This window comes from Pantoea sp. SORGH_AS_0659, assembly GCF_031453915.1.
Classification (GTDB): Bacteria; Pseudomonadota; Gammaproteobacteria; order Enterobacterales; family Enterobacteriaceae; genus Pantoea; species Pantoea leporis.
On the sequence record NZ_JAVJAK010000002.1, the window covers coordinates 84,981 to 102,493 of the forward strand.

General features: G+C 47.9%; 16 protein-coding genes, 1 other RNA gene and 2 pseudogenes. 10 read left to right on the forward strand and 9 right to left on the reverse strand.

Features of this window, described 5'->3' with window-relative positions:
* Window positions 1-37: 37 nt before the first annotated feature.
* The 3 genes from Q3H59_RS20760 to Q3H59_RS20770 all read left to right on the forward strand — a co-directional run bounded on the left by Q3H59_RS20760 (window position 38) and on the right by Q3H59_RS20770 (window position 3,425).
* On the forward strand, window positions 38-1,081 hold the full coding sequence (locus Q3H59_RS20760) for an IpaD/SipD/SspD family type III secretion system needle tip protein (RefSeq protein WP_309836922.1): 1,044 nt from the start codon (window positions 38-40) through the stop codon (window positions 1,079-1,081).
* A gap of 229 nt (window positions 1,082-1,310) precedes the next feature.
* Window positions 1,311-3,026 carry a hypothetical protein gene (locus Q3H59_RS20765; RefSeq protein WP_309836924.1) on the forward strand — a complete coding sequence of 572 codons (1,716 nt, stop codon included), beginning with the start codon at window positions 1,311-1,313 and terminating at the stop codon, window positions 3,024-3,026.
* An 81-nt stretch (window positions 3,027-3,107) separates the two neighbouring features.
* Window positions 3,108-3,425: an acyl carrier protein gene (locus Q3H59_RS20770; protein WP_309836926.1), complete on the forward strand. Its 318-nt coding sequence runs from the start codon at window positions 3,108-3,110 to the stop codon at window positions 3,423-3,425.
* 457 nt (window positions 3,426-3,882) lie between these two features.
* Here the strand turns inward: Q3H59_RS20770 and ssrA are convergent.
* Window positions 3,883-4,263: a transfer-messenger RNA gene (gene ssrA, locus Q3H59_RS20775) on the reverse strand.
* Window positions 4,264-4,545: 282 nt separating this feature from the next.
* Here ssrA and Q3H59_RS20780 point away from each other — a divergent pair.
* Window positions 4,546-4,932 (forward strand): annotated as a pseudogene (locus Q3H59_RS20780) (hypothetical protein); the annotation flags it as partial.
* 11 nt (window positions 4,933-4,943) lie between these two features.
* On the opposite strand, the pseudogene Q3H59_RS20785 reads toward Q3H59_RS20780, so the two are convergent.
* Window positions 4,944-5,474: pseudogene (locus Q3H59_RS20785) on the reverse strand (helix-turn-helix domain-containing protein); the annotation flags it as partial.
* A 464-nt stretch (window positions 5,475-5,938) separates the two neighbouring features.
* Window positions 5,939-6,097, reverse strand: coding sequence for a hypothetical protein (locus Q3H59_RS20790; RefSeq protein WP_309836927.1), 159 nt, complete (start codon window positions 6,095-6,097; stop codon window positions 5,939-5,941).
* Between the two features lie 392 nt (window positions 6,098-6,489).
* Here Q3H59_RS20790 and Q3H59_RS20795 point away from each other — a divergent pair, with 392 nt between their 5' ends.
* Window positions 6,490-7,185 carry an RES domain-containing protein gene (locus Q3H59_RS20795; protein WP_309836929.1) on the forward strand — a complete coding sequence of 232 codons (696 nt, stop codon included), beginning with the start codon at window positions 6,490-6,492 and terminating at the stop codon, window positions 7,183-7,185.
* 33 nt (window positions 7,186-7,218) lie between these two features.
* Here Q3H59_RS20795 and Q3H59_RS20800 read toward each other — a convergent pair whose 3' ends face one another.
* The 3 genes from Q3H59_RS20800 to Q3H59_RS20810 all read right to left on the reverse strand — a co-directional run bounded on the left by Q3H59_RS20800 (window position 7,219) and on the right by Q3H59_RS20810 (window position 9,546).
* On the reverse strand, window positions 7,219-7,857 hold the full coding sequence (locus tag Q3H59_RS20800) for a DNA-binding protein (RefSeq protein ID WP_309836931.1): 639 nt from the start codon (window positions 7,855-7,857) through the stop codon (window positions 7,219-7,221).
* Between the two features lie 841 nt (window positions 7,858-8,698).
* Window positions 8,699-9,187, reverse strand: a complete 489-nt coding sequence (locus Q3H59_RS20805; RefSeq protein ID WP_309836933.1) for a type II toxin-antitoxin system YhaV family toxin — start codon at window positions 9,185-9,187, stop codon at window positions 8,699-8,701.
* A gap of 17 nt (window positions 9,188-9,204) precedes the next feature.
* Window positions 9,205-9,546 carry a type II toxin-antitoxin system PrlF family antitoxin gene (locus tag Q3H59_RS20810; RefSeq protein ID WP_309836935.1) on the reverse strand — a complete coding sequence of 114 codons (342 nt, stop codon included), beginning with the start codon at window positions 9,544-9,546 and terminating at the stop codon, window positions 9,205-9,207.
* Between the two features lie 1,371 nt (window positions 9,547-10,917).
* Between Q3H59_RS20810 and Q3H59_RS20815 the strand changes: the two genes are divergently transcribed.
* From Q3H59_RS20815 to Q3H59_RS20830, 4 genes are all read left to right on the forward strand, one after another.
* Window positions 10,918-11,379 carry a hypothetical protein gene (locus Q3H59_RS20815; protein WP_309836937.1) on the forward strand — a complete coding sequence of 154 codons (462 nt, stop codon included), beginning with the start codon at window positions 10,918-10,920 and terminating at the stop codon, window positions 11,377-11,379.
* Between the two features lie 932 nt (window positions 11,380-12,311).
* Complete coding sequence (locus Q3H59_RS20820) at window positions 12,312-13,340, forward strand: tyrosine-type recombinase/integrase (protein ID WP_309837037.1); 1,029 nt, start codon at window positions 12,312-12,314, stop codon at window positions 13,338-13,340.
* A gap of 268 nt (window positions 13,341-13,608) precedes the next feature.
* Window positions 13,609-13,869, forward strand: a complete 261-nt coding sequence (locus tag Q3H59_RS20825) for a hypothetical protein (RefSeq protein ID WP_309836938.1) — start codon at window positions 13,609-13,611, stop codon at window positions 13,867-13,869.
* Window positions 13,870-13,941: 72 nt separating this feature from the next.
* Entirely contained in the window at window positions 13,942-14,139 is a 198-nt protein-coding gene (locus Q3H59_RS20830) for a hypothetical protein (protein WP_309836940.1), read from the forward strand.
* A gap of 498 nt (window positions 14,140-14,637) precedes the next feature.
* On the opposite strand, the gene Q3H59_RS20835 is transcribed toward Q3H59_RS20830, so the two are convergent.
* The 3 genes from Q3H59_RS20835 to Q3H59_RS20845 all read right to left on the reverse strand — a co-directional run bounded on the left by Q3H59_RS20835 (window position 14,638) and on the right by Q3H59_RS20845 (window position 15,799).
* On the reverse strand, window positions 14,638-14,910 hold the full coding sequence (locus tag Q3H59_RS20835) for a hypothetical protein (RefSeq protein WP_309836942.1): 273 nt from the start codon (window positions 14,908-14,910) through the stop codon (window positions 14,638-14,640).
* A 107-nt stretch (window positions 14,911-15,017) separates the two neighbouring features.
* Window positions 15,018-15,260: a regulatory protein YcgZ gene (gene ycgZ / locus Q3H59_RS20840; RefSeq protein ID WP_309836944.1), complete on the reverse strand. Its 243-nt coding sequence runs from the start codon at window positions 15,258-15,260 to the stop codon at window positions 15,018-15,020.
* 281 nt (window positions 15,261-15,541) lie between these two features.
* Window positions 15,542-15,799: a hypothetical protein gene (locus Q3H59_RS20845; protein ID WP_309836945.1), complete on the reverse strand. Its 258-nt coding sequence runs from the start codon at window positions 15,797-15,799 to the stop codon at window positions 15,542-15,544.
* 972 nt (window positions 15,800-16,771) lie between these two features.
* Between Q3H59_RS20845 and Q3H59_RS20850 the strand changes: the two genes are divergently transcribed.
* A complete protein-coding gene (locus Q3H59_RS20850; RefSeq protein WP_309836948.1) occupies window positions 16,772-17,011 on the forward strand; it encodes a hypothetical protein in 240 nt (79 codons plus the stop codon).
* The last annotated feature ends 502 nt before the right edge of the window (window positions 17,012-17,513 follow it).

The window sequence follows — 17,513 nt, forward strand, 5'->3', positions numbered from 1 at the left end:
TTAAGAGGGCTTCACGCCCTCTCAGGGAGAAATAAAAATGACTGCAATTGTTCCAACACAACACGGTCCTGCGCTGACACGATACCTGACAGAATCGCCGAAAAATCAAAGTCCATTCAATCGTTCGGCGGAAAATGAAGAAAAAACGCAGGATAAAGCACCACGACGCCATCTTTCCGCGGCTGACATCCAAAAAAAAACAGAGATGCTTTTCAACGACAACATCGTGGAGACAACTTCGCTTAAGCAAGAGTCGATGTCGCCAGCAGCTAATAACAGAGCATCAGCACTGTTTAACAAGGTTTACTCGCTTTACAATCAGGCAGAATCCCAACTGCACGACAATTACGTCAATCTGGAGCAGCATTTAAAAACATGCGGGCGTGAACTATTCTCATCGGCGAAAAGTGAAATCAATGACGCCGATTCACCGCCGCTTTCTGATAGAGAGATTGCCGAACTCATCGCGGCAGCAATGAAGGATATTGAAAGTGAATATCTCGAACCGTTTGTAGATGCTTTCGATAAAATCCAGGCATTCAATGCGTTACTGAGTAAATTTAAAAGCATTTTTACCAATATATTCTCTGTTAAAGATGACGACGAATTGCAATTTGATAAGCTAGAATTTAAAAAATTTTTAAATGAGATGATGAGCGCAATTAAAGAATACGAAGGAGAAAAAGGTGAACTGATCAGCGGGCTGGGCACTGAAGAGGAAGCAAAAGCGTGGTGCGAAAAATTTGGCTCAGGAACGGTTACTAAGGCACAAGATGGCTCATGGAGTGTCCGGATGGACACCAGCGCTCTGTCGAAGATATTTGAGTCGGCCAAAACCAGTGTCAACGCACAACCTAGTATTTTTTTCGGGTGGATAATCGAGTATGACACTATCTACCTACATATGTTTAACACTGCCAATAGCGCAATGAATGCCGCGTATGAATCAGCAAATACAATCGCCAACTTGTTTTCAAACAAACTCTCTAATGCCAATGCAACGTACCAGCGCGTTACTGAAATCCTGTCATCATTTATAGCCCAGGCATTACAAACTTCACAGCAGTTCTGGAGGATTTAATTTACAGGGCCCTCTGAAAAGAGGGGCCTGTATGTCAAAAAAAGCCATCTAACGGTTTTATAAGTCCGTCTCAATCAAAAGACAATAAACCATCATAATGGTGATACTAAAGGTTGAAATGAAAAAATTGAGTCTAACGAGAATCTTTCATTTTCATTTAATTGACGATTAAAACAACATATCGCATAAACATGGTTTAAGCATCATTTTCATCAGCAGGAGAAAAAATATGACTATCGGCCTTGATCACAGTTTCAATAATACGTTAAATCATATTTCATCCACAGCGAACAATTTTGTCAACGTTACCGAAAAAGATTTGAGCCGAAATATTACATTTGCCCGCAACGCGGCTGTTGAGCCACAATATCTTGCGCCGTCAGCATCCTTAAAGCCTTCTGCGAAAGAAAGTTTAACAAAAGGCTTAATGTTGCAATCCGGCTTACCCGCAACTCGTACAGAAGAAGTAGATAAACTCTCTGCTGGAAAACAAAGTCTTGTTAGCCGTTGCGTAAAGGCTTCTGCAATTGGCAAGAAAAGTTCAACCAGTACGCAGGCCCGCATTGAGTCGATGCTTCTGGGGCACGATCTTTCGTTAAAAGCAAATACAAATCTTCAGGGCTCAGATAAATTAGTCAATTGGATTGATGAGTCAAAAAACACGTTGTCAAATATAAGTGATAATTGCAGAAATTTGCTGAATAAACTAGAAGAGCACAAAAAAAAAAACATGCCTTTTTTCCTCCAAGAACGATGCAATGAGTTATATTCACGCGTTGCCCTTTGCCCCGAATTTTTCAATAAGACCAACATTGACAAAATTGAAAAGTTATTGAACATGCATGTCAATTTACTCAACTCTGGACCTGAAAAAACAAATGAACTGGATAAAAAAATCAGTAATGCGATGCCAGCAATTACCCTTATTGGTTTTGAAAAAAAGGTCACTTCTGTCCTAAGTGATGTATATAATCAGGTGAAATTACCAGACCTTAGCCGTCTGAATATTGATACCCGGGGTAAATTTGGCATATTTGACGACGCGGTTAAAGCATTCATGTCACCAGTGGAGAAAAGCATTAACGCGTCGGACATGCTTTCAAGAATTGCAGAGATTTATTCATTTTTTGAAAATCTGGCTTCAGATCCACAACCAGAGCCAGCTACTCGACCTGAGAACACCGTACAAAAACAGGAGCCAGTCAGACGCGCACCAGTGACCGAGTCCCCAAATTTTTCACCTGCGATAAACATTTCGCTTCCTAAGATTGAGGTGAACACAAATAACCATCTTTCACCCGCGACAGTCCACTCCGAATTAAACCACCAGGCTGATGATGCTGGCCAGAAGGATGTTAAACGGTCCTCTTCACATAAACTGAATGAGATACCAAAGGGGGTAGAATCAGATTCGTCGACTGTTGATGAAAAAGGAGAAAGGCAGGCTAAAAAAGAGAGGGATAACGCAGTAAAAGTGAAGTCTGCTACGTTAAAGCAAATGACCACAACAGAGGATGCTCGTCCTCCAGTAAATAAAGATAGCGCTCTGACAAAACCTGAGCCCGTAAGCCCGAATAAACCTGACCTGTTTTTACATAAAGTAGATTCTTCTGATGCAATAAAGAAAACACGTAAGAATATGCAGACCGAAACTTCATCCTCAATCCCCCCTGCAACCCGTGAAAAATTTATTCATGTGCCAGATAAAAATGTACGCAGAGACTTGTCAGGGAGTAATAAAAGGGAAAATCAAGACGTCGAATACCCCTACAACATGTATTCTTCCAGCGGCATACAAAAAAGTTATGGTGTAAAGCAGGCTTCTTCAACCAATACCTCTGAGGTTTATCTGACAGTCAGCAAGTTTCAAAGTCAGTTTCCCGGGAAGCCTGTCCCGAGCCAACCCCGGACACTGGCTCCCATAAAACATCAGTCCAATAACTAATCATTAACCAACTTCCTGTGTCAGATTGCATCGGTAATCTGACACAATTGAAAGTGTCTTATACCTTTTAAGGACTCCAGAATGTCACCCTCAACCCTCAGTACTGAATTCAGCGCTGATACTTGTCATCTATCTAAAATCATCAGTGACTGCCTTTTCAAGCCCGTTGAAAATATTTCCGTGAATGATTCGTTAGTTTACGATCTCCATGTTGATTCAATGGTACTTACAGAGATAGTGGTTTCCATTGAGGATTTTTTTGAGATTGATATAACCACAGATGAAGCAGAAGACTTTGTCTCAGTAGGCGATATAGCGACGTTAGTCCACGAAAAACTTGCCAGAAAGCGCCAGAAAGTATCTGCAGCATTACTTATCGCTCCAGAGCAGGGGGCCTGATACAGCCAGACACTTTAGCTCATCAATCAAATATTAAATTGCCTGTCCGTTTTAGACTGTTTTACCTTCTGCTATAAATGTAAAACGTTAAGTCGCTGATCACGTATTGCTGCCTCCCTTTGCTGAGCCCGTTTTTCGTCGAATGTGGGGGCTTAATCACGTGAAGAAATCTAACGAACATACCTGTAGCGACCTGCGTTTATAAATTCACAAACCTGCATTTACCCCTGATTCTCAGCCCACATTAGCTGCAACCAGCGTGGGCCCCAAACCCACAATACCTGCAAATGAACCTGCATTTATCCGCACCGACCTGCATTTCATTTTGGCGAACCCACAATCACTGAAAATGAAAACCAGATGCGATGGTTGCGCATATATGCAAAAAGCCCGCAATTTTCATCGCGGGCTTTTTGCAGTTATTGCCGGGTCTATCTGGTATCACCGTCAATATGTTTGGTGGAGCTGGCGGGAGTTGAACCCGCGTCCGAAATTAATACACCGTTGGCACTACATGCTTAGTCTTGTCTTTACATTCGCCTGCCAGCTGCGGACGGACACGCCACTGACAAACTAGCCTGATTGGATTTAACGCTTCAACCCCAGGCAGGATATCCACGCGATCTCTTTTGGGTTTGACCTCTCTTTATCCCCGTCCTAAGAGCGGAGGCTGGGGAGAGAGGACACCTTCAGTTTCTTAGGCTGATTAAGCTGCGAAAGCAGCAGGTGCTAATTGGTCGTCGTTTGCGACTATTTTTTTTGCGGCTTTTTACGAGGCAAACCGCCCCTCGGCATGCTCCTAAGGCTTCATAATCCCGTCGAATCCAGAATCAGCCCCCTGAGATCCCACACTGACGCAGTGGGTTCGGATGTTCCGGTAATCAGACTCATCACAGTCCGGTCGATTAGGATTCGGGGACGACACACACCCTACAGTTCGCTTAACTGTTCTGGCTTTATGAAACAAAGCACGACAGAAGCGGCAACTGACGAAAATTACTTCCCCTATAAAATACCATAACAATGCAACTGAAAACAATCGGAGAAACCAGTCGTGCCCCGTTCCAGTAAACGACCGTTTTATGGGCACTATCCTGTGACGTTCACTATCGGTCTGCAATCCGCATGGCTGGATTACACTTTCTCATTCCACCTATCATCCAAATATCCGAAGGATTTGCACCGTCCGGCGGATTTAGCGCCGGAAGAACTCGATGATGTCTTTGCTTGGCAGGACCTGCGCAAGCTCTCAAAAGCGCTGACATTTCAATATGATAAAATGATATATCTCATTGATCCGACAGATGAGAACACTCGCATCGCCGGTGAAAGAGTTACAGTTTACGAGTACCCGGACGGCAGGATCGCCTTCCGGTATGCGCACAGGCTGCTGCGCTATCAGGTCTTTGATCGTCTTGCCTGTGTGGATCAGGGTGCGATCGTTGATAACAAGCGACTGGGTGCGGTTCTGAGGCTGGCACTGGAAAAGCAGGACGAACAGGAAGCCTAAGGTCAGCGGATCCGGCTGGTCGCATCATCAACGTACACCAAAGCCGTGCAAGCGGGACCGCGGCCTTCAAACCAGTCATGATCGCAGCCATCAATCTGTATCAGCTCGCCGGTGCACGGCCGACGATACCGGGGCTGCGCTATCCTGGCGGCTCTTTGCTTGCGAGGGATCCAGAGACCGGCCCGCGTCATGATGCGGCGCACGGTCTCTTTGCCAAGGTGCAGGCCGTGAAGTTCATGGAGTTTTTCGCACGCCAGCGTGGGGCCGAAATCAGCGTATCGCGTCCTGATGAGCTCCAGAGCCAGTTCGGCAAGACCCGGCATCAGTTGCCGGTTGCCGCGCATGCCGCGCCGTCTGTGTCCCATACCGAGCGGGCCTTCTCCACGGTAGCGCACCAGAAGCCGGCGACACTGCCTGTCGCTGATCTCAAGCAATTCTGCCGCGCGGTGCGTGGTAAGGCGGCGCTCGACAACATCCTGAATGACTTTAACGCGGTTAATCTCTTTCAACGTAAATACCCCTGAGCTGTCTGCGATCACGGCATGTCTCCCGGTAGTTTTTACTGACTAAAAACGACGCTGTGAGAGATACCATAACGCGTCATGTTAATTGAGCCACAGACGGACATTACTATTGGGGTGCTACAACTTAATTAGTCTTCCGTAAATTCTATTTTTTCTGACATTATCGGATCCGGGGTCTGAGGGCCGACCGTACGAAAACGTACGGTTAGCGAAAAATGGACGTCTGAAACATCGATTGGTAAACATAATAGTCCGAAAAATGCCTTTTTCGATTAAAAAGACGTCATTTGGAGGACAATTTTCATGTCTATTATATTCTGATATATCAGATAGTTACTTCACTAACGTACGATTTCGGTCCATTGGCCCTCAAACCCCGGCAGGGAAAAGAGATAAACAAACTGCTGTTAGATCACAACGTTTGATTTGATGCTCCCATCTTCTTCCAGCTGTGCGTTCCCTGATTTCCTTTTGCAATATTAAACTGGCGGCTCCATCAACTGTTCGATTGCAAAGATGAGCGCCGGCTCAGCTTCCTTTGTTCGATTAACCTTTTCATTAAGCAAAAGCACGAGTTCGTCTTTAATCATCTTGCGGCTGATTTCTTGACCATCTGCGGCTCTGCTTAGACAGATCATGCCAGTAACCCAGCAGGCTTTTCAGTAAGTCGATTCAATTGCGTCATCTTAGCTTTCTGCATCATGAGATCTCCCGCTCGCAATCAAGGTTTATGCGCGAAGCGCAAGAAGGCGCCTTTTCAAAAAAGCTCCCAAGCAAGTTACAGCTGAGCTCCAGCAATTTTTGTTGTAATACAGCTAACAATGCTTGTTGAAATGTCCCGCTCCCTCCTATGATGAAAACGCCTAAATAGGCATGAGACCCAGGCTCTCAAAACGTTGTTCTTGCTGACAGGCAAGCATGTCAGTGGCTGTAGAACATCCGTCAGAGAAAACGGGTCATTCACTCAACCATAATAACCGAAATGGTGATTTTATGGATATAATCAAGTACTTAGTAGAGGTTAATAATAATGGCATTATTCAAATTGAATGGGGACAATCTCCATGACACGCTAAACAAATTGTTTCAAGAAGGCCGTATTCCACAGTTAGCTCGCGATGAAGTTGAACAGGTTCGCTGGCAGGAAAAACCACACCCTTCCGCAGTATTTTACGGGGTGCCTACTACAAATCTGGGTCGTTTCAACGATCCGTCATTTAAAGCGGGGATTTGCTATACCGCTGACAATGCGTGCATCGCAGTGGCTGAGTCGTATGGAAGAAAGCGTGAGGCTGATCCCTCCAATTTCTTCATTGGCGATGACTCGCTTCACATCGCTCAATTATGTACTTTGAAGACTACACGGCAGACTGTCACAGTAAATCTTTCCCGCTTATTGCCATTGCTCCATCTTACGGCAGATAAAGTTATGGGACCGGACTATAGCATCACTCAGAGCATTACTGAGTGGGCAGCAAACACGCCAGGATTGCCTTTTGACGGTATCACATATCAGTCAAGACATCTGAACGACAAAACGTGTACTGCATGGTGGGTTCGAAAGGGGGCTGACGATCCGCTTTCGACCTCAGATATGACGTCAGTTGCAGAGTACTGCAGCGCAGACCAGAGCAATTTCCCTGAGTTCTGGACAGACGAAAATATCTACGGAAAGGAAATTCTGTTGTTTTCTATGAATTATGAAATCAGTAGTAACAACAGCTAAATCGGAAAGCCTGGCCTGTTAAGCCAGGCTTCTTTATTTTGCAATATGGCGGCCAAACAGTGCGGCCTGACGTTTTATCTCATTAATATAGCAATCTGAATCTGGCAGCTTCATAGCATCAATCACATTGAGTTCCGTGTCTTCAAAATAATACATGGCAGTAAAAAATGAGACTTTCGTAACCGGACTCATATCATGACCCAGCAGAGACATGACTTCCTCGAAACCATTAACGACTTTTTTTCCCTGAAACTGAAACGCAGGGAAAAGGTAATCGTTGCCTGGCCTTACGGCTAATAGCTTTCCGGTTTTATGCTGATGATGAACAGCCTGTCGGCTTATACCAGTCAGTTTTGCGACCTCGCCAGCTTTGAGCGTCCCACCCAGATCTGAAAGCCGGTTAATGAATTTACGCGTACCCTCATTAATGCGCTGGATAACTCGTAGTTCACGTTCAGGAACATGGGCATCACGCTCAAGCTGTTTTTCGAAAATAAGCTTAGCAAGATCGCCATCATTGAGTTTCAGCGCGCTGGTTAAGGATTTGTCCTTGGCCATGTTATCTGCGATGGCTTCAACAAGATGGAACATGCGCTCCTGCAGGGCTTTTCTCTCACTTGAAAGGCCAGGAGTCCAGGAGACTTTATAGGTGTTTTTTTCAACAGCATTCATAGTATAGGCACCTCTCTTTTACGATATGATATATCAATAATTCGTAAATCGTCAAATGCCTGATGGCTTTTTGTTCACAAGACACCATCGCGTGATGTGTAGAGGTGCCTGAAAATGCCCGATTATTCGGGGCCTTTTTTACCCTTGAGCAGAATTTGGGATTACAGCAGGCTTAACAGATTACTTAAAGCCCTGTCCTTTTATATGCTTTTAGCACAAAGCGGACGTTAATCTGAGGCTGGCGAACAGTGCGCAGCCTTTAAAAGGGGGTCTGAGGGCCGAAGGTACGAAAACGTACGGTAAGCGAAAAATGGACGTCTGAAACATCGATTGGTAAACATATTAGTCGGATAAATGCCTTTTTCGATTAAAAAGACGTCATTTGGAGGACAATTTTTAATGTCTATTATATTTCGATATATCAGATAGTTACTTCACTAACATACGGGCATTTTGTCTGTAGTGACACCTGCTTTTATTACTTTTCCAGACTGCGGCACATTTTCTCAACGTATGCAGATATTTCCATGAAAGTAAGCGTGCCGCCTATGTTCATGACGCCATGAACCGGCTACCGGTGTCATCATCAAGTAGTACGCATAGGAAGTGAATCGCCAAAATTTAACTCTAAGTATCAACTGGTTAAAAAGTTCGCTAAATACTTATTATGTTAAATGAAGTGTCTAACCGCGCACAAAATCACCATAAGCCTGTCACCTCCCGCTATCAACTGATTCCGCATCAATTCGTAATCAGCGTTAAATCTGGCAACGGATTTTTTTACAATGCCAACTTTTTAAACCGAAATTCAAATAAGGTCCGATTAAACGAGTCGGGTCAATTACTCTGCGAGAAAGCCAGAAATTGACGATCCTGCAGTTGCAGATTTTGCCTCACGGAGAAGCTCATCCCAGTCATCCGGAGGATGGCCAGCGTTCAGCATCCCGGTAAACACCTTATAAGCATCCGTTTTAGAACCATAGGCACGTAGCGTGTCAAAGCCATTTACCCAGCCAATCACAATCATTTTGTGTTCAGCACTGCAGCGATAAAACAGGCGAAATTGCTGCAAAAATTTTGCATGAAACCAGTGTTTGTACTCATTACCAAGCGTACTACCCTGACGGAACTGCGCGTGAAGAGGATCGGCAACGATACGCTCTTCAATGACTTGCCCGATAGCTTTCAGGAGCTTTGTTTCTTTCTTCCGCTGATACTCATCCGGTTTAGATGCCTTTAGCTCGGTCACAATTTGCGCAAGCTGACCAATTTGCTCTAGAAAGCAGTTATGAAAGCATATTTTCCAGCCGTTAATCTCTAAAACATCCATGCAACCTCACTTACACTTTAGTCGTCTGTAAGCGGCGCATCTAAATCGACTTCAACTCCGGCAGTCAGCGCTTTAATACCCGCCCAGAACGCTTTCGGCACCTGATGAATATTCTGCGGATTTTTTTTCATGTCGTTTTCAAGAAAAGTGAGAAACTGTGAGATTACAGCATCGTCCTGCTCTTCTTCTTGCCGGGACATGATGACTTTTCCGCCAGCCAGGAGTGTGTAGTGGATATACTCACCTGGCTTAAGATGCAGGGCATCGCGTATTGCTGCCGGGATCGTGGTCTGGCTGCGTTCGGTGAGCCGTGACTCAGCGCGCAGTGATACGTCCGCCATATTTAAGTTAGTCGCCATCGGTGTACCTCTTTTCTTCCATCCCTCAGCGTGAGGGGGCGAATATGCTTCGCCGGAAGATTTATTCCATCGCTACCCAGCACAGTGCCTGGATTACCAATCCGCCAGGATTTACACATTGTCGGTGATTTTATGTTCGAACAGGAAAGTAATAATGCACTTGCATTATGCAATGCAAGTGCATTGCAACAGAAATTCACGTGAACAGAGTGCGGGTCCACAAACAGAAAGGCTTAGCTACGTTCAATTTACAGTCGCGCTTATACGTCTCAGCTGGCCTATCTAAACATTTCACTGTTTAAACAGCGGCCTTCAAGGCGGATGGCTTAGGGTATTGTTTTTGCACAATGCGCGCAGCGCCTCAAACGATGTGACGCTACTTGTGAGCATGCCGTATTGCTTCAGGCAGGATCTACTGCGCCGGATATTAAGGCGAACTGTGAACCGCTACGATATCCGGCGTGCACTGATGAGTTATATGGGCTGAAGCACAAACTCGAACTGGAAATGGCCCATGCTGATTTAAGGTAGGCAGCAACCGTTCCATGGTAACAGCAGGTGCCCCGCAGTAATCGAATATGCCGAGGCAAATCATCTTAAATATGCCAAATGAACGAACTCATTGCGCCCTTCAACCATTATCCGCTCATCACCTGCCTTCTTTTACCTCCGTCACCAATAATTCGTAACCCGCAATAACACTGGATACGCTGCGGCACAAACCACAGAATATCATTTCTTATGTGTATGAGATGCGCGCGCTCTTCATATTTCTTAGCCTTATGGAGGCGAACTGTCATTTCCAGGTCCAGTATTTCAGTAATGCTCTTATATTGAAGCTGTCAAGAACATAGGTTATCTGATGACATAATAAAAGTGCCATTTAATTATAGAGAAAAGTTTTTTGAAAAAATTTTATAAAAAGTGACGGCGCGGTGGCCTGTTATAAATAATGAATTTTAAAGGCATCTTTCAGCCGTGCTTACTAGGATTACCACGGGGAGATATAAAAAATATGAATTCCAATGTTGCATATCGCACGAGGATAATATAAATTTCATTGTAAGTAAAATGATGATTATTAAATGGTATCATTCATGATAAAAAAATATTATAGCTTATTAAGCTCTGATGCGTCATGGTTTATCTGGCTATCCTGAAACGCGGGGGATCTTTTCTGTGAATTTGAAATTATGAATTGCATGTGTACGTGAATAACTAATCTGCCATACAGTCTGAAAATGAAGTTTTTTTATGTTGTATGATAAACTGAACTTATGGCTGGCCTGGTCATTCCTGGTCCTCTCATACTGAACATCAATATCATTTCAGATACATTATGTATGAGTTATATTTTCTGGTACGTAAGCGATGGCAAAAATTACATTTCCGGGTCATACTTTTATAGAGGCAACCTGCAACGATATAGATTCTATCGTCTGGGCATTTACCAATCGAAATTTAGTGCCTTATCCCTCACAGCGATTTCCGTCCGATGTTGAAGCAGACCTTAAAGTCCGCCTGATGCATGCATTTACCAGCACTGAACAGCAACTGCTACTGGCAAGGTCTCATAATGATGAGCCGTACATGTTTATGGCGTGTTCTGTGTCATTAAATCCCTTTATTCTATACCTGGCAGGTGTATGGCCAGAATGGCGGGGAAATGACATTTTCAGCCGGATGATGGAAATCCTGCGTATTTCCTCAGGCCCGATAAATGGTTGTGAAATTCATCTTCACCCTGAAATGCATGTCGCCAGACGCGTTATCAGTAAAGTCGGATTCACTGAAAAATCGGAAAACAGCGATTCATTAATCTTTTCATATTAAAAGGCAATATAGAGCGCCTGCCTGAAATACACAGACGTTCTGCTGCAAGTTGTGCGGTCAGCCTTAGTCCACACGTTCTTTGCGACTTTATCCGGTCAATTTCACTTATCATGAAACAACGCCGCACCAGAAACTTCCCTGCAGATTTTTTAACGGGTAATTCCAGGCGGCCTTGTCGGTTTAGCTCAGATCCGTCACTACTGATTTCCGCGATCACACAAAGGAATTTATTCCACACCCGCTATCAACTCAGTGGCAATTTCAATGATTGCCATGCCGTTATTAATTGAGGCATGCACATATTTAGTGTTTTTTCACGGTAAAGCACCATCCATACGGATGTGAACGTATGTGCTGATTTCACGTTAAACACATTACCCAAGCCGTCAGATGATCATGTATATTCGATACTGTCAGGAGTATTTCGCGGCTCTCAGCATTCAGTGCAGAGCCGCTGTCGTGTCTTCCCTTCATGATGCGCCATTACGTCAGTGGGTCAGGCTTTAATGGCATCAGCCCTCAAGTGAAATTAAGTTTTATATGGGCTGACAGTTATTTATGATAATTAAGATTTATAGCTTCATTCAATGGGAGCTATATTAGCCTCGAAACTCTTGCACAACATGCTGACCGAATTCTTCTTAACTTATGACCCTATATAATTATGTTTATACCGTATTCAGCTGCGTAGGTTTGATGTTTTCATCCAGATAGGTTGAATGCAAATCACGGATCCTAACTTCATATAATGGGAGTTATATGAAGTTAGGATCCGTGAAAGTATCCGGGTACAATGCAGATCCTGAGCCATCATGCCAAACCTGTACATAAATCAGGCGGCGCTACGTGAATTCTGCAGGGTTGCCCCCCTGCCGATCGGTCAGAATTCACGTAGCAGCGCCGGACGCGTTTACGGACAAAAACCAGACACTATGACTGAAATTTCGCCCTCTTCCCTGCTGCGGGCAGCTGACAACAGCGACATCGCCGAACGCCTGCGGGAATTCGTGCGTGACCGGGACGCGTTTTCGCAAAACACCTGGGACCAGCTGCTGAGCGTGATGCGGATCGGCTGCCGGTGGGCGGAAGAGAACGGTCGACGTTTTCTGCCCATGGCGGCGGCCGACCTGCGGGATTATCTTCTGTGGCTTCAGGCGTCGGGGCGCGCCTCCTCAACCGTGTCCGCGCACGCCTCCCTTATCTCTATGTTACACCGTAACGCCGGACTGGTGCCGCCCAACGCGTCACCGCTGGTTTTCAGGGCGTTAAAAAAGATAAACCGCTCGGCGGTCATCGGCGGCGAACGTGCGGGCCAGGCCATTCCCTTCCGGATCGGCGATCTGCTGACGCTCGACGGCAGGTGGTCAGGCTCCGGCCGGCTGCAGCAGGTTCGCGATCTGGCATTTTTACACGTGGCCTACGCCACCCTGCTGCGGGTGAGCGAACTGGGACGGCTACGCGTGCGGGATATTACGCGCGCGCCGGATGGCCGGATCGTTCTGGACGTGGCCTGGACGAAAACCATTGTGATGACCGGCGGCCTGATCAAGGCGCTTGGAGACCTGTCATCGCTGAGGCTGGCGGAATGGCTGACAAAGTCAGGCCTGATCGACGAGCCGGATGCCTTTATCTTCGGACCCGTTCACCGCACCAACACGGCCGCGGCAGTGACGCTGAAGCCGATGTCAACGCGCGCCCTGGAGGATATTTTTGCCCGCGCGTGGCGCGAGGCATGTCCCTGCCAGCAGGCTCTGCCGAATAAAAATCGCTACCGGGAATGGACGGGGCACAGCGCGCGCGTTGGCGCGGCGGTCGATATGGCCACAAAAAAATACAGCATTGCGCAGATTATGCAGGAAGGTACCTGGAAGAAGCCGGAGACGGTCATGCGCTACATCCGGCACGTTGATGCGCATGCCGGTGCTATGGTCGATTTCATGGATAATCATCTCAGCACCTGAGCCGCGTCAGCGCGCCCTTACGCCACCGCGTTCAGGCCCGTCAGTCCCCCGTACGGCATTCTGAACCTCAGGCAGTAAGTTAAATTTATCATGAGCGTCCCCGCAAGCCTGAACGGTGACTACTATGAAAAGTGATTGTTCTTTTCTCAGGAGTCTGCAAGTTTCCCTTCTCCCCGCTCCTGCGGGGATTTTTTTACCCACCCGCCTGATTTTCCGGCGTGCTGCTGTGTGATAAGCTCAGCCCCGACGATGAAGCCGGAAAGACCTGATGAAAAACACCTTTGACGACAAAATGACGGAAATCATGATCGGTGAGGCCGTGACGGCGCTGCTGGATGAGGATGAGGCCATCAGCTGGACCGCGCTGACGCAGCGTCTGATGGCTGCAATCGAGGGTGAAACGGATGAAGATCGGATCAGGGCCGGGATGCGCGCTGTAGAGGAAGTGCGTCGTGAGATGAACGCGCAGAAGGATAAAGGCAAAACCGGCGGTTCACAGGTACACGTGCATCAGGAAACACGCCACTGAACCCGATCAGCAGAAGGTTTCAGCGCACCCGCCTGCCATGTTATACGGTGATCCCGGTCGGACGGAGGTCGTGTGAACGATGACATCACCGCTGAGGATATTTTCGCCGCTATCGGGATCATCGTGGCGCGCCTCCTGAAGCCGGATCAGCACCTCACGCTTCATGAGATTATCAGTGCGCTTCACGCAATGGGTGAAGACCCGCATGCGCCGGCTACCCGGGCCTGCTGCGCGCGCGCGATCAGGATGCTGTCACAGCAGATGCATTAGCTGACGGGCCTGATAACCGGCGGACTGACCGCGCACCGGTGCTCCTGCCCTGATGAAGTACGCCGTTCCCCGGCACGCCCGGTAACGATGAACGCTCAGGATCTTTCCCCGTCGGGCCTTCGCCCCACCGCTGTCTCCGGCCCGTTACGCAGCCCCTCCTGCATCACCAGGCCGGAGATGCTCTTGATCCCGGCAATCAGCCAGAGAAGGATGGCCGCAGCAGTCACCTTTTTACCGGTGATGAGGATTGAGCGAATGACCGCAGCAATATTGCCGTCTCCGCCGCGGACTTTTCACCGCCGTAATGAAGACAGAAGAGGAGGCCTGCTTCAGACGTGGATCGTCGGGGATGATGAGTGTGTGACACTTCCGGTACATGCCCGTGAGGGGCTGTAATTCAGGAATGCCGGGCGCCGGTATTACGGCCGCCAGGGGCCGGATCACCCCTGCGTGATGGCAGAGGTGCAGCGCTGTGCCTCCGGCCTTTCGCTGAGATCGTCACTGCTTCCGGCTGCTTCCGGAACCGTTCCGCCCTGCAGAAGAAAGAACGTCAGCTTCCCGGCGTTCACGCGACTGGGTAAATTCTGACTGCACCTCCCCCAGAGCCATGGCGATAGCCTCAAGGCGCTCCGGGTGCTGCTCGCCCTCAGCCATGTCCCGAAGCTGCCGCACGATATCGCCGGCGCTGACGTGGTCGCTGCTGCCGAGCAGGCGGGCGACAGCCTCACCCAGCGCAACGTCGGCCAGGCGCTCAATTTTACTTTTATTCATACCCTTACAATCCGGTACCTGAGCCCCTCCGGGCAGAATGGCAGCGCCGCCTCTCCGGGCGGCTGCGTACAAGCGCAGCAGTTACGTCTTACATCGCGCCGCACAGGTCACGCTTCTGATAACAGGCCAATGAGCGTATGGTAGTGGCGCTTTTCTTCCGGGTCAGCGGCTGTTTCAATACGACGCAGCAGGCTGGCACAGATAGACTTTCGGTTGAGGATCTTGCCCGCACGCAGAATGTCGACGACAATCAGCCCCAGCGTTTCCTGCTGAGTCGTCGCAGTAGCCTCACTGAGACAGGCAGAGATACCGCTCTCGCTGTCGGGATATTTTTTTACGTTCTGACGCATGGCAAACCTCACAAAATGGTTGAATGCGGCCGGTCCGGTCTGTGCGCAAATTTACAAAAAAAAACCCAACCTGTACAACAATTATTTTATTGTACAGGTTGGGTTTTTGTGCAAAAAGTGCCGTTTTTAACGGCGTGCGCAGGCGTTCTCTGGCAGGACAGGCTGATTGCCCGCCGGGTGGGGTTCAGAACGCATCAATAACATCGGGGAAGCCGGCTTCGGGCAACTCCGTCAGCAGACTGCCCGCCCGCCCCTCTGCGCGGCGTGGCTTCTGGCGGGTTTCAGTGTTCAGAGTCCCGGGCTGAATGAACTATCCAGCGAAGCTCGGAGCGGTGAGCGTGCTCTGCCTTAAGAAACCCTTTCAGCCAGAGCGTCGCCTCGTTAATCAGCGCCAGACGAGCAGCGCTCTCTTCCTGCTTCGCCATACTATTGAGTTCATCAAGCAGCGACCTTACGCAGATTTCTCCGTCATTCAGGGCAATATGCAGGACGGCCTCGCCGATAATGTTGTGGCATTCTTCGTCATTCTGGTTCAGCACGTGTCTTCTCCGGTAGCGCAGGTTCAGTCGTTCTGAGGTTCATTTTCCTTCAGAACGCGCACTGAACCTGAGGGCAAATCCAGCATTCATCTTCTGTTTGCCTGATATTTTAATTAATGCTGGATACATCTGAATTCAGAAGATTGAAGCATATCACTTACGGATGATAGAGCATTTCCGTTCATAAAAATGCTAAATTAAAATTATATTTAAGGTGAAATCGATTTCACCCCCTGCTGGCGCGTATCCCGGGGCCTGCGTCACACCACGGGGCTTTTTAAAAGGCCCGGAAATTTAACACGCCGTAAATGAAGTCTGATTTCATCACAGTGTTCAGAGCAGGAATTTTAAGAAACCTGAGGCGGGAATTTTTTCAGCGAAGAAGGGAAAAGAATAATTCCATACGCACCTGATACAGGAAAGGTTCATTTACTATATTTATTACCCCACAGGGATCCGGTTTCAGGCATGGCTGTATGCCGGTGGAAAATGCTGTTGCCCGTGATGAAGGGTGACAATGCCACGGGCTGATGATGTCTGAACAACTGCCGCCTTCATCAGGCCAGCGTGGACGTGGCACAGCATGTACCATGCAGATGCGCCTGAGCGCGGTTAAATAGCAGCCACATGAAATCAGTTCGTTGCATAACCGGTAATATGTACCATGCTTAGCGCGCGGAACGGCGCGTTACATCCTCCCCGGGAAGCTGTTCTGCACCCGCGTCGTTCCGCGCCAGCGCCCCGCTCCCCATCCCTTTATGCACCTATCAGGCCGGGTGCTCATCAGCCGACGATTCAGGGGGGACTTTCCAGGATTGCGGTGCGTGCCTATTTACGCCTGTAACCGCGGGCCGGCTGTAAACCCACTTGGGGGGCGGTGCTGTATTTGTCACCCTTAAATCATCATCACTATACACGCCTGTCTGCATCGGTTATTTTGCACACGGCCCTCAAATATAAGCAGGTAACTTCATGCGTCAGAACGGACTCCCCCCAGACAAATCCAGCGGGCTGACAGGCTATTTCAGCCAGGTAACGCATCCCCGTCAGATTGAGCTGCTGGGCTTGATCACCGTTGATATCATCAGACAGGATCGACGGGTAACGCGCACAGCGCTGTGCCTCAAGCTGATAGGCCTTCTCGATGCCACCGATGATGAAGATGAAGCCGCACACATCACGGCCCTGATAAAAATCCTTTTCAATCGCTGAGCAGACAGGGAAACGGCGCAGGCTGACGGGTCGTGGGGAACATAGCGCCGACCTGTTACCGTTCGGCTCCTGTCAGCGTGGTGCAGAGCTGTTTCCCCGCATCGGCCCTGTCCTGAATTTCCCGCTTCACGTGAACGATATTGCCCTGCCCCCGCTTCTCCCGGCGCCTGACTCCGTGCCTGCCACAGCAACGGACCGTCTTATACGGCTGCAGCCCCGGCGTTAATACCTGCAGAAATTGCGACAGGATATATTTTCCTGACAGTGACAATCACGCGGTATATAAATTCTGGCCGTGAGATATTTTTATCTTATCCTGACGCGATAAAATTACGTCGGAATATTTACCGTAAAACAACAGACTTAGATTTTTTTAATTTAAATAAAATATACTGCAGCCCTGCACCTGAAAAAAGTTCAACTGGCCTCTCCACTTTCATTAATAGGATCAACAAATCCTTTTATTTATCTGCGCCGCCCGCTGTTTATTATAATTCAGAGA

What these genes read in the sequence shown, in the direction of transcription:
- Q3H59_RS20760 (WP_309836922.1), top strand. Translation starts at nt 38, where the DNA reads ATGACTGCAATTGTTCCAACACAACACGGTCCTGCGCTGACACGATAC.
- Q3H59_RS20765 (WP_309836924.1), top strand. Translation starts at nt 1,311, where the DNA reads ATGACTATCGGCCTTGATCACAGTTTCAATAATACGTTAAATCATATT.
- Q3H59_RS20770 (WP_309836926.1), top strand. Translation starts at nt 3,108, where the DNA reads ATGTCACCCTCAACCCTCAGTACTGAATTCAGCGCTGATACTTGTCAT.
- Q3H59_RS20790 (WP_309836927.1), bottom strand. Translation starts at nt 6,097, where the DNA reads ATGATCTGTCTAAGCAGAGCCGCAGATGGTCAAGAAATCAGCCGCAAG.
- Q3H59_RS20795 (WP_309836929.1), top strand. Translation starts at nt 6,490, where the DNA reads ATGGCATTATTCAAATTGAATGGGGACAATCTCCATGACACGCTAAAC.
- Q3H59_RS20800 (WP_309836931.1), bottom strand. Translation starts at nt 7,857, where the DNA reads ATGAATGCTGTTGAAAAAAACACCTATAAAGTCTCCTGGACTCCTGGC.
- Q3H59_RS20805 (WP_309836933.1), bottom strand. Translation starts at nt 9,187, where the DNA reads ATGGATGTTTTAGAGATTAACGGCTGGAAAATATGCTTTCATAACTGC.
- Q3H59_RS20810 (WP_309836935.1), bottom strand. Translation starts at nt 9,546, where the DNA reads ATGGCGACTAACTTAAATATGGCGGACGTATCACTGCGCGCTGAGTCA.
- Q3H59_RS20815 (WP_309836937.1), top strand. Translation starts at nt 10,918, where the DNA reads ATGGCAAAAATTACATTTCCGGGTCATACTTTTATAGAGGCAACCTGC.
- Q3H59_RS20820 (WP_309837037.1), top strand. Translation starts at nt 12,312, where the DNA reads ATGACTGAAATTTCGCCCTCTTCCCTGCTGCGGGCAGCTGACAACAGC.
- Q3H59_RS20825 (WP_309836938.1), top strand. Translation starts at nt 13,609, where the DNA reads ATGAAAAACACCTTTGACGACAAAATGACGGAAATCATGATCGGTGAG.
- Q3H59_RS20835 (WP_309836942.1), bottom strand. Translation starts at nt 14,910, where the DNA reads ATGAATAAAAGTAAAATTGAGCGCCTGGCCGACGTTGCGCTGGGTGAG.
- ycgZ (WP_309836944.1), bottom strand. Translation starts at nt 15,260, where the DNA reads ATGCGTCAGAACGTAAAAAAATATCCCGACAGCGAGAGCGGTATCTCT.
- Q3H59_RS20850 (WP_309836948.1), top strand. Translation starts at nt 16,772, where the DNA reads ATGCGTCAGAACGGACTCCCCCCAGACAAATCCAGCGGGCTGACAGGC.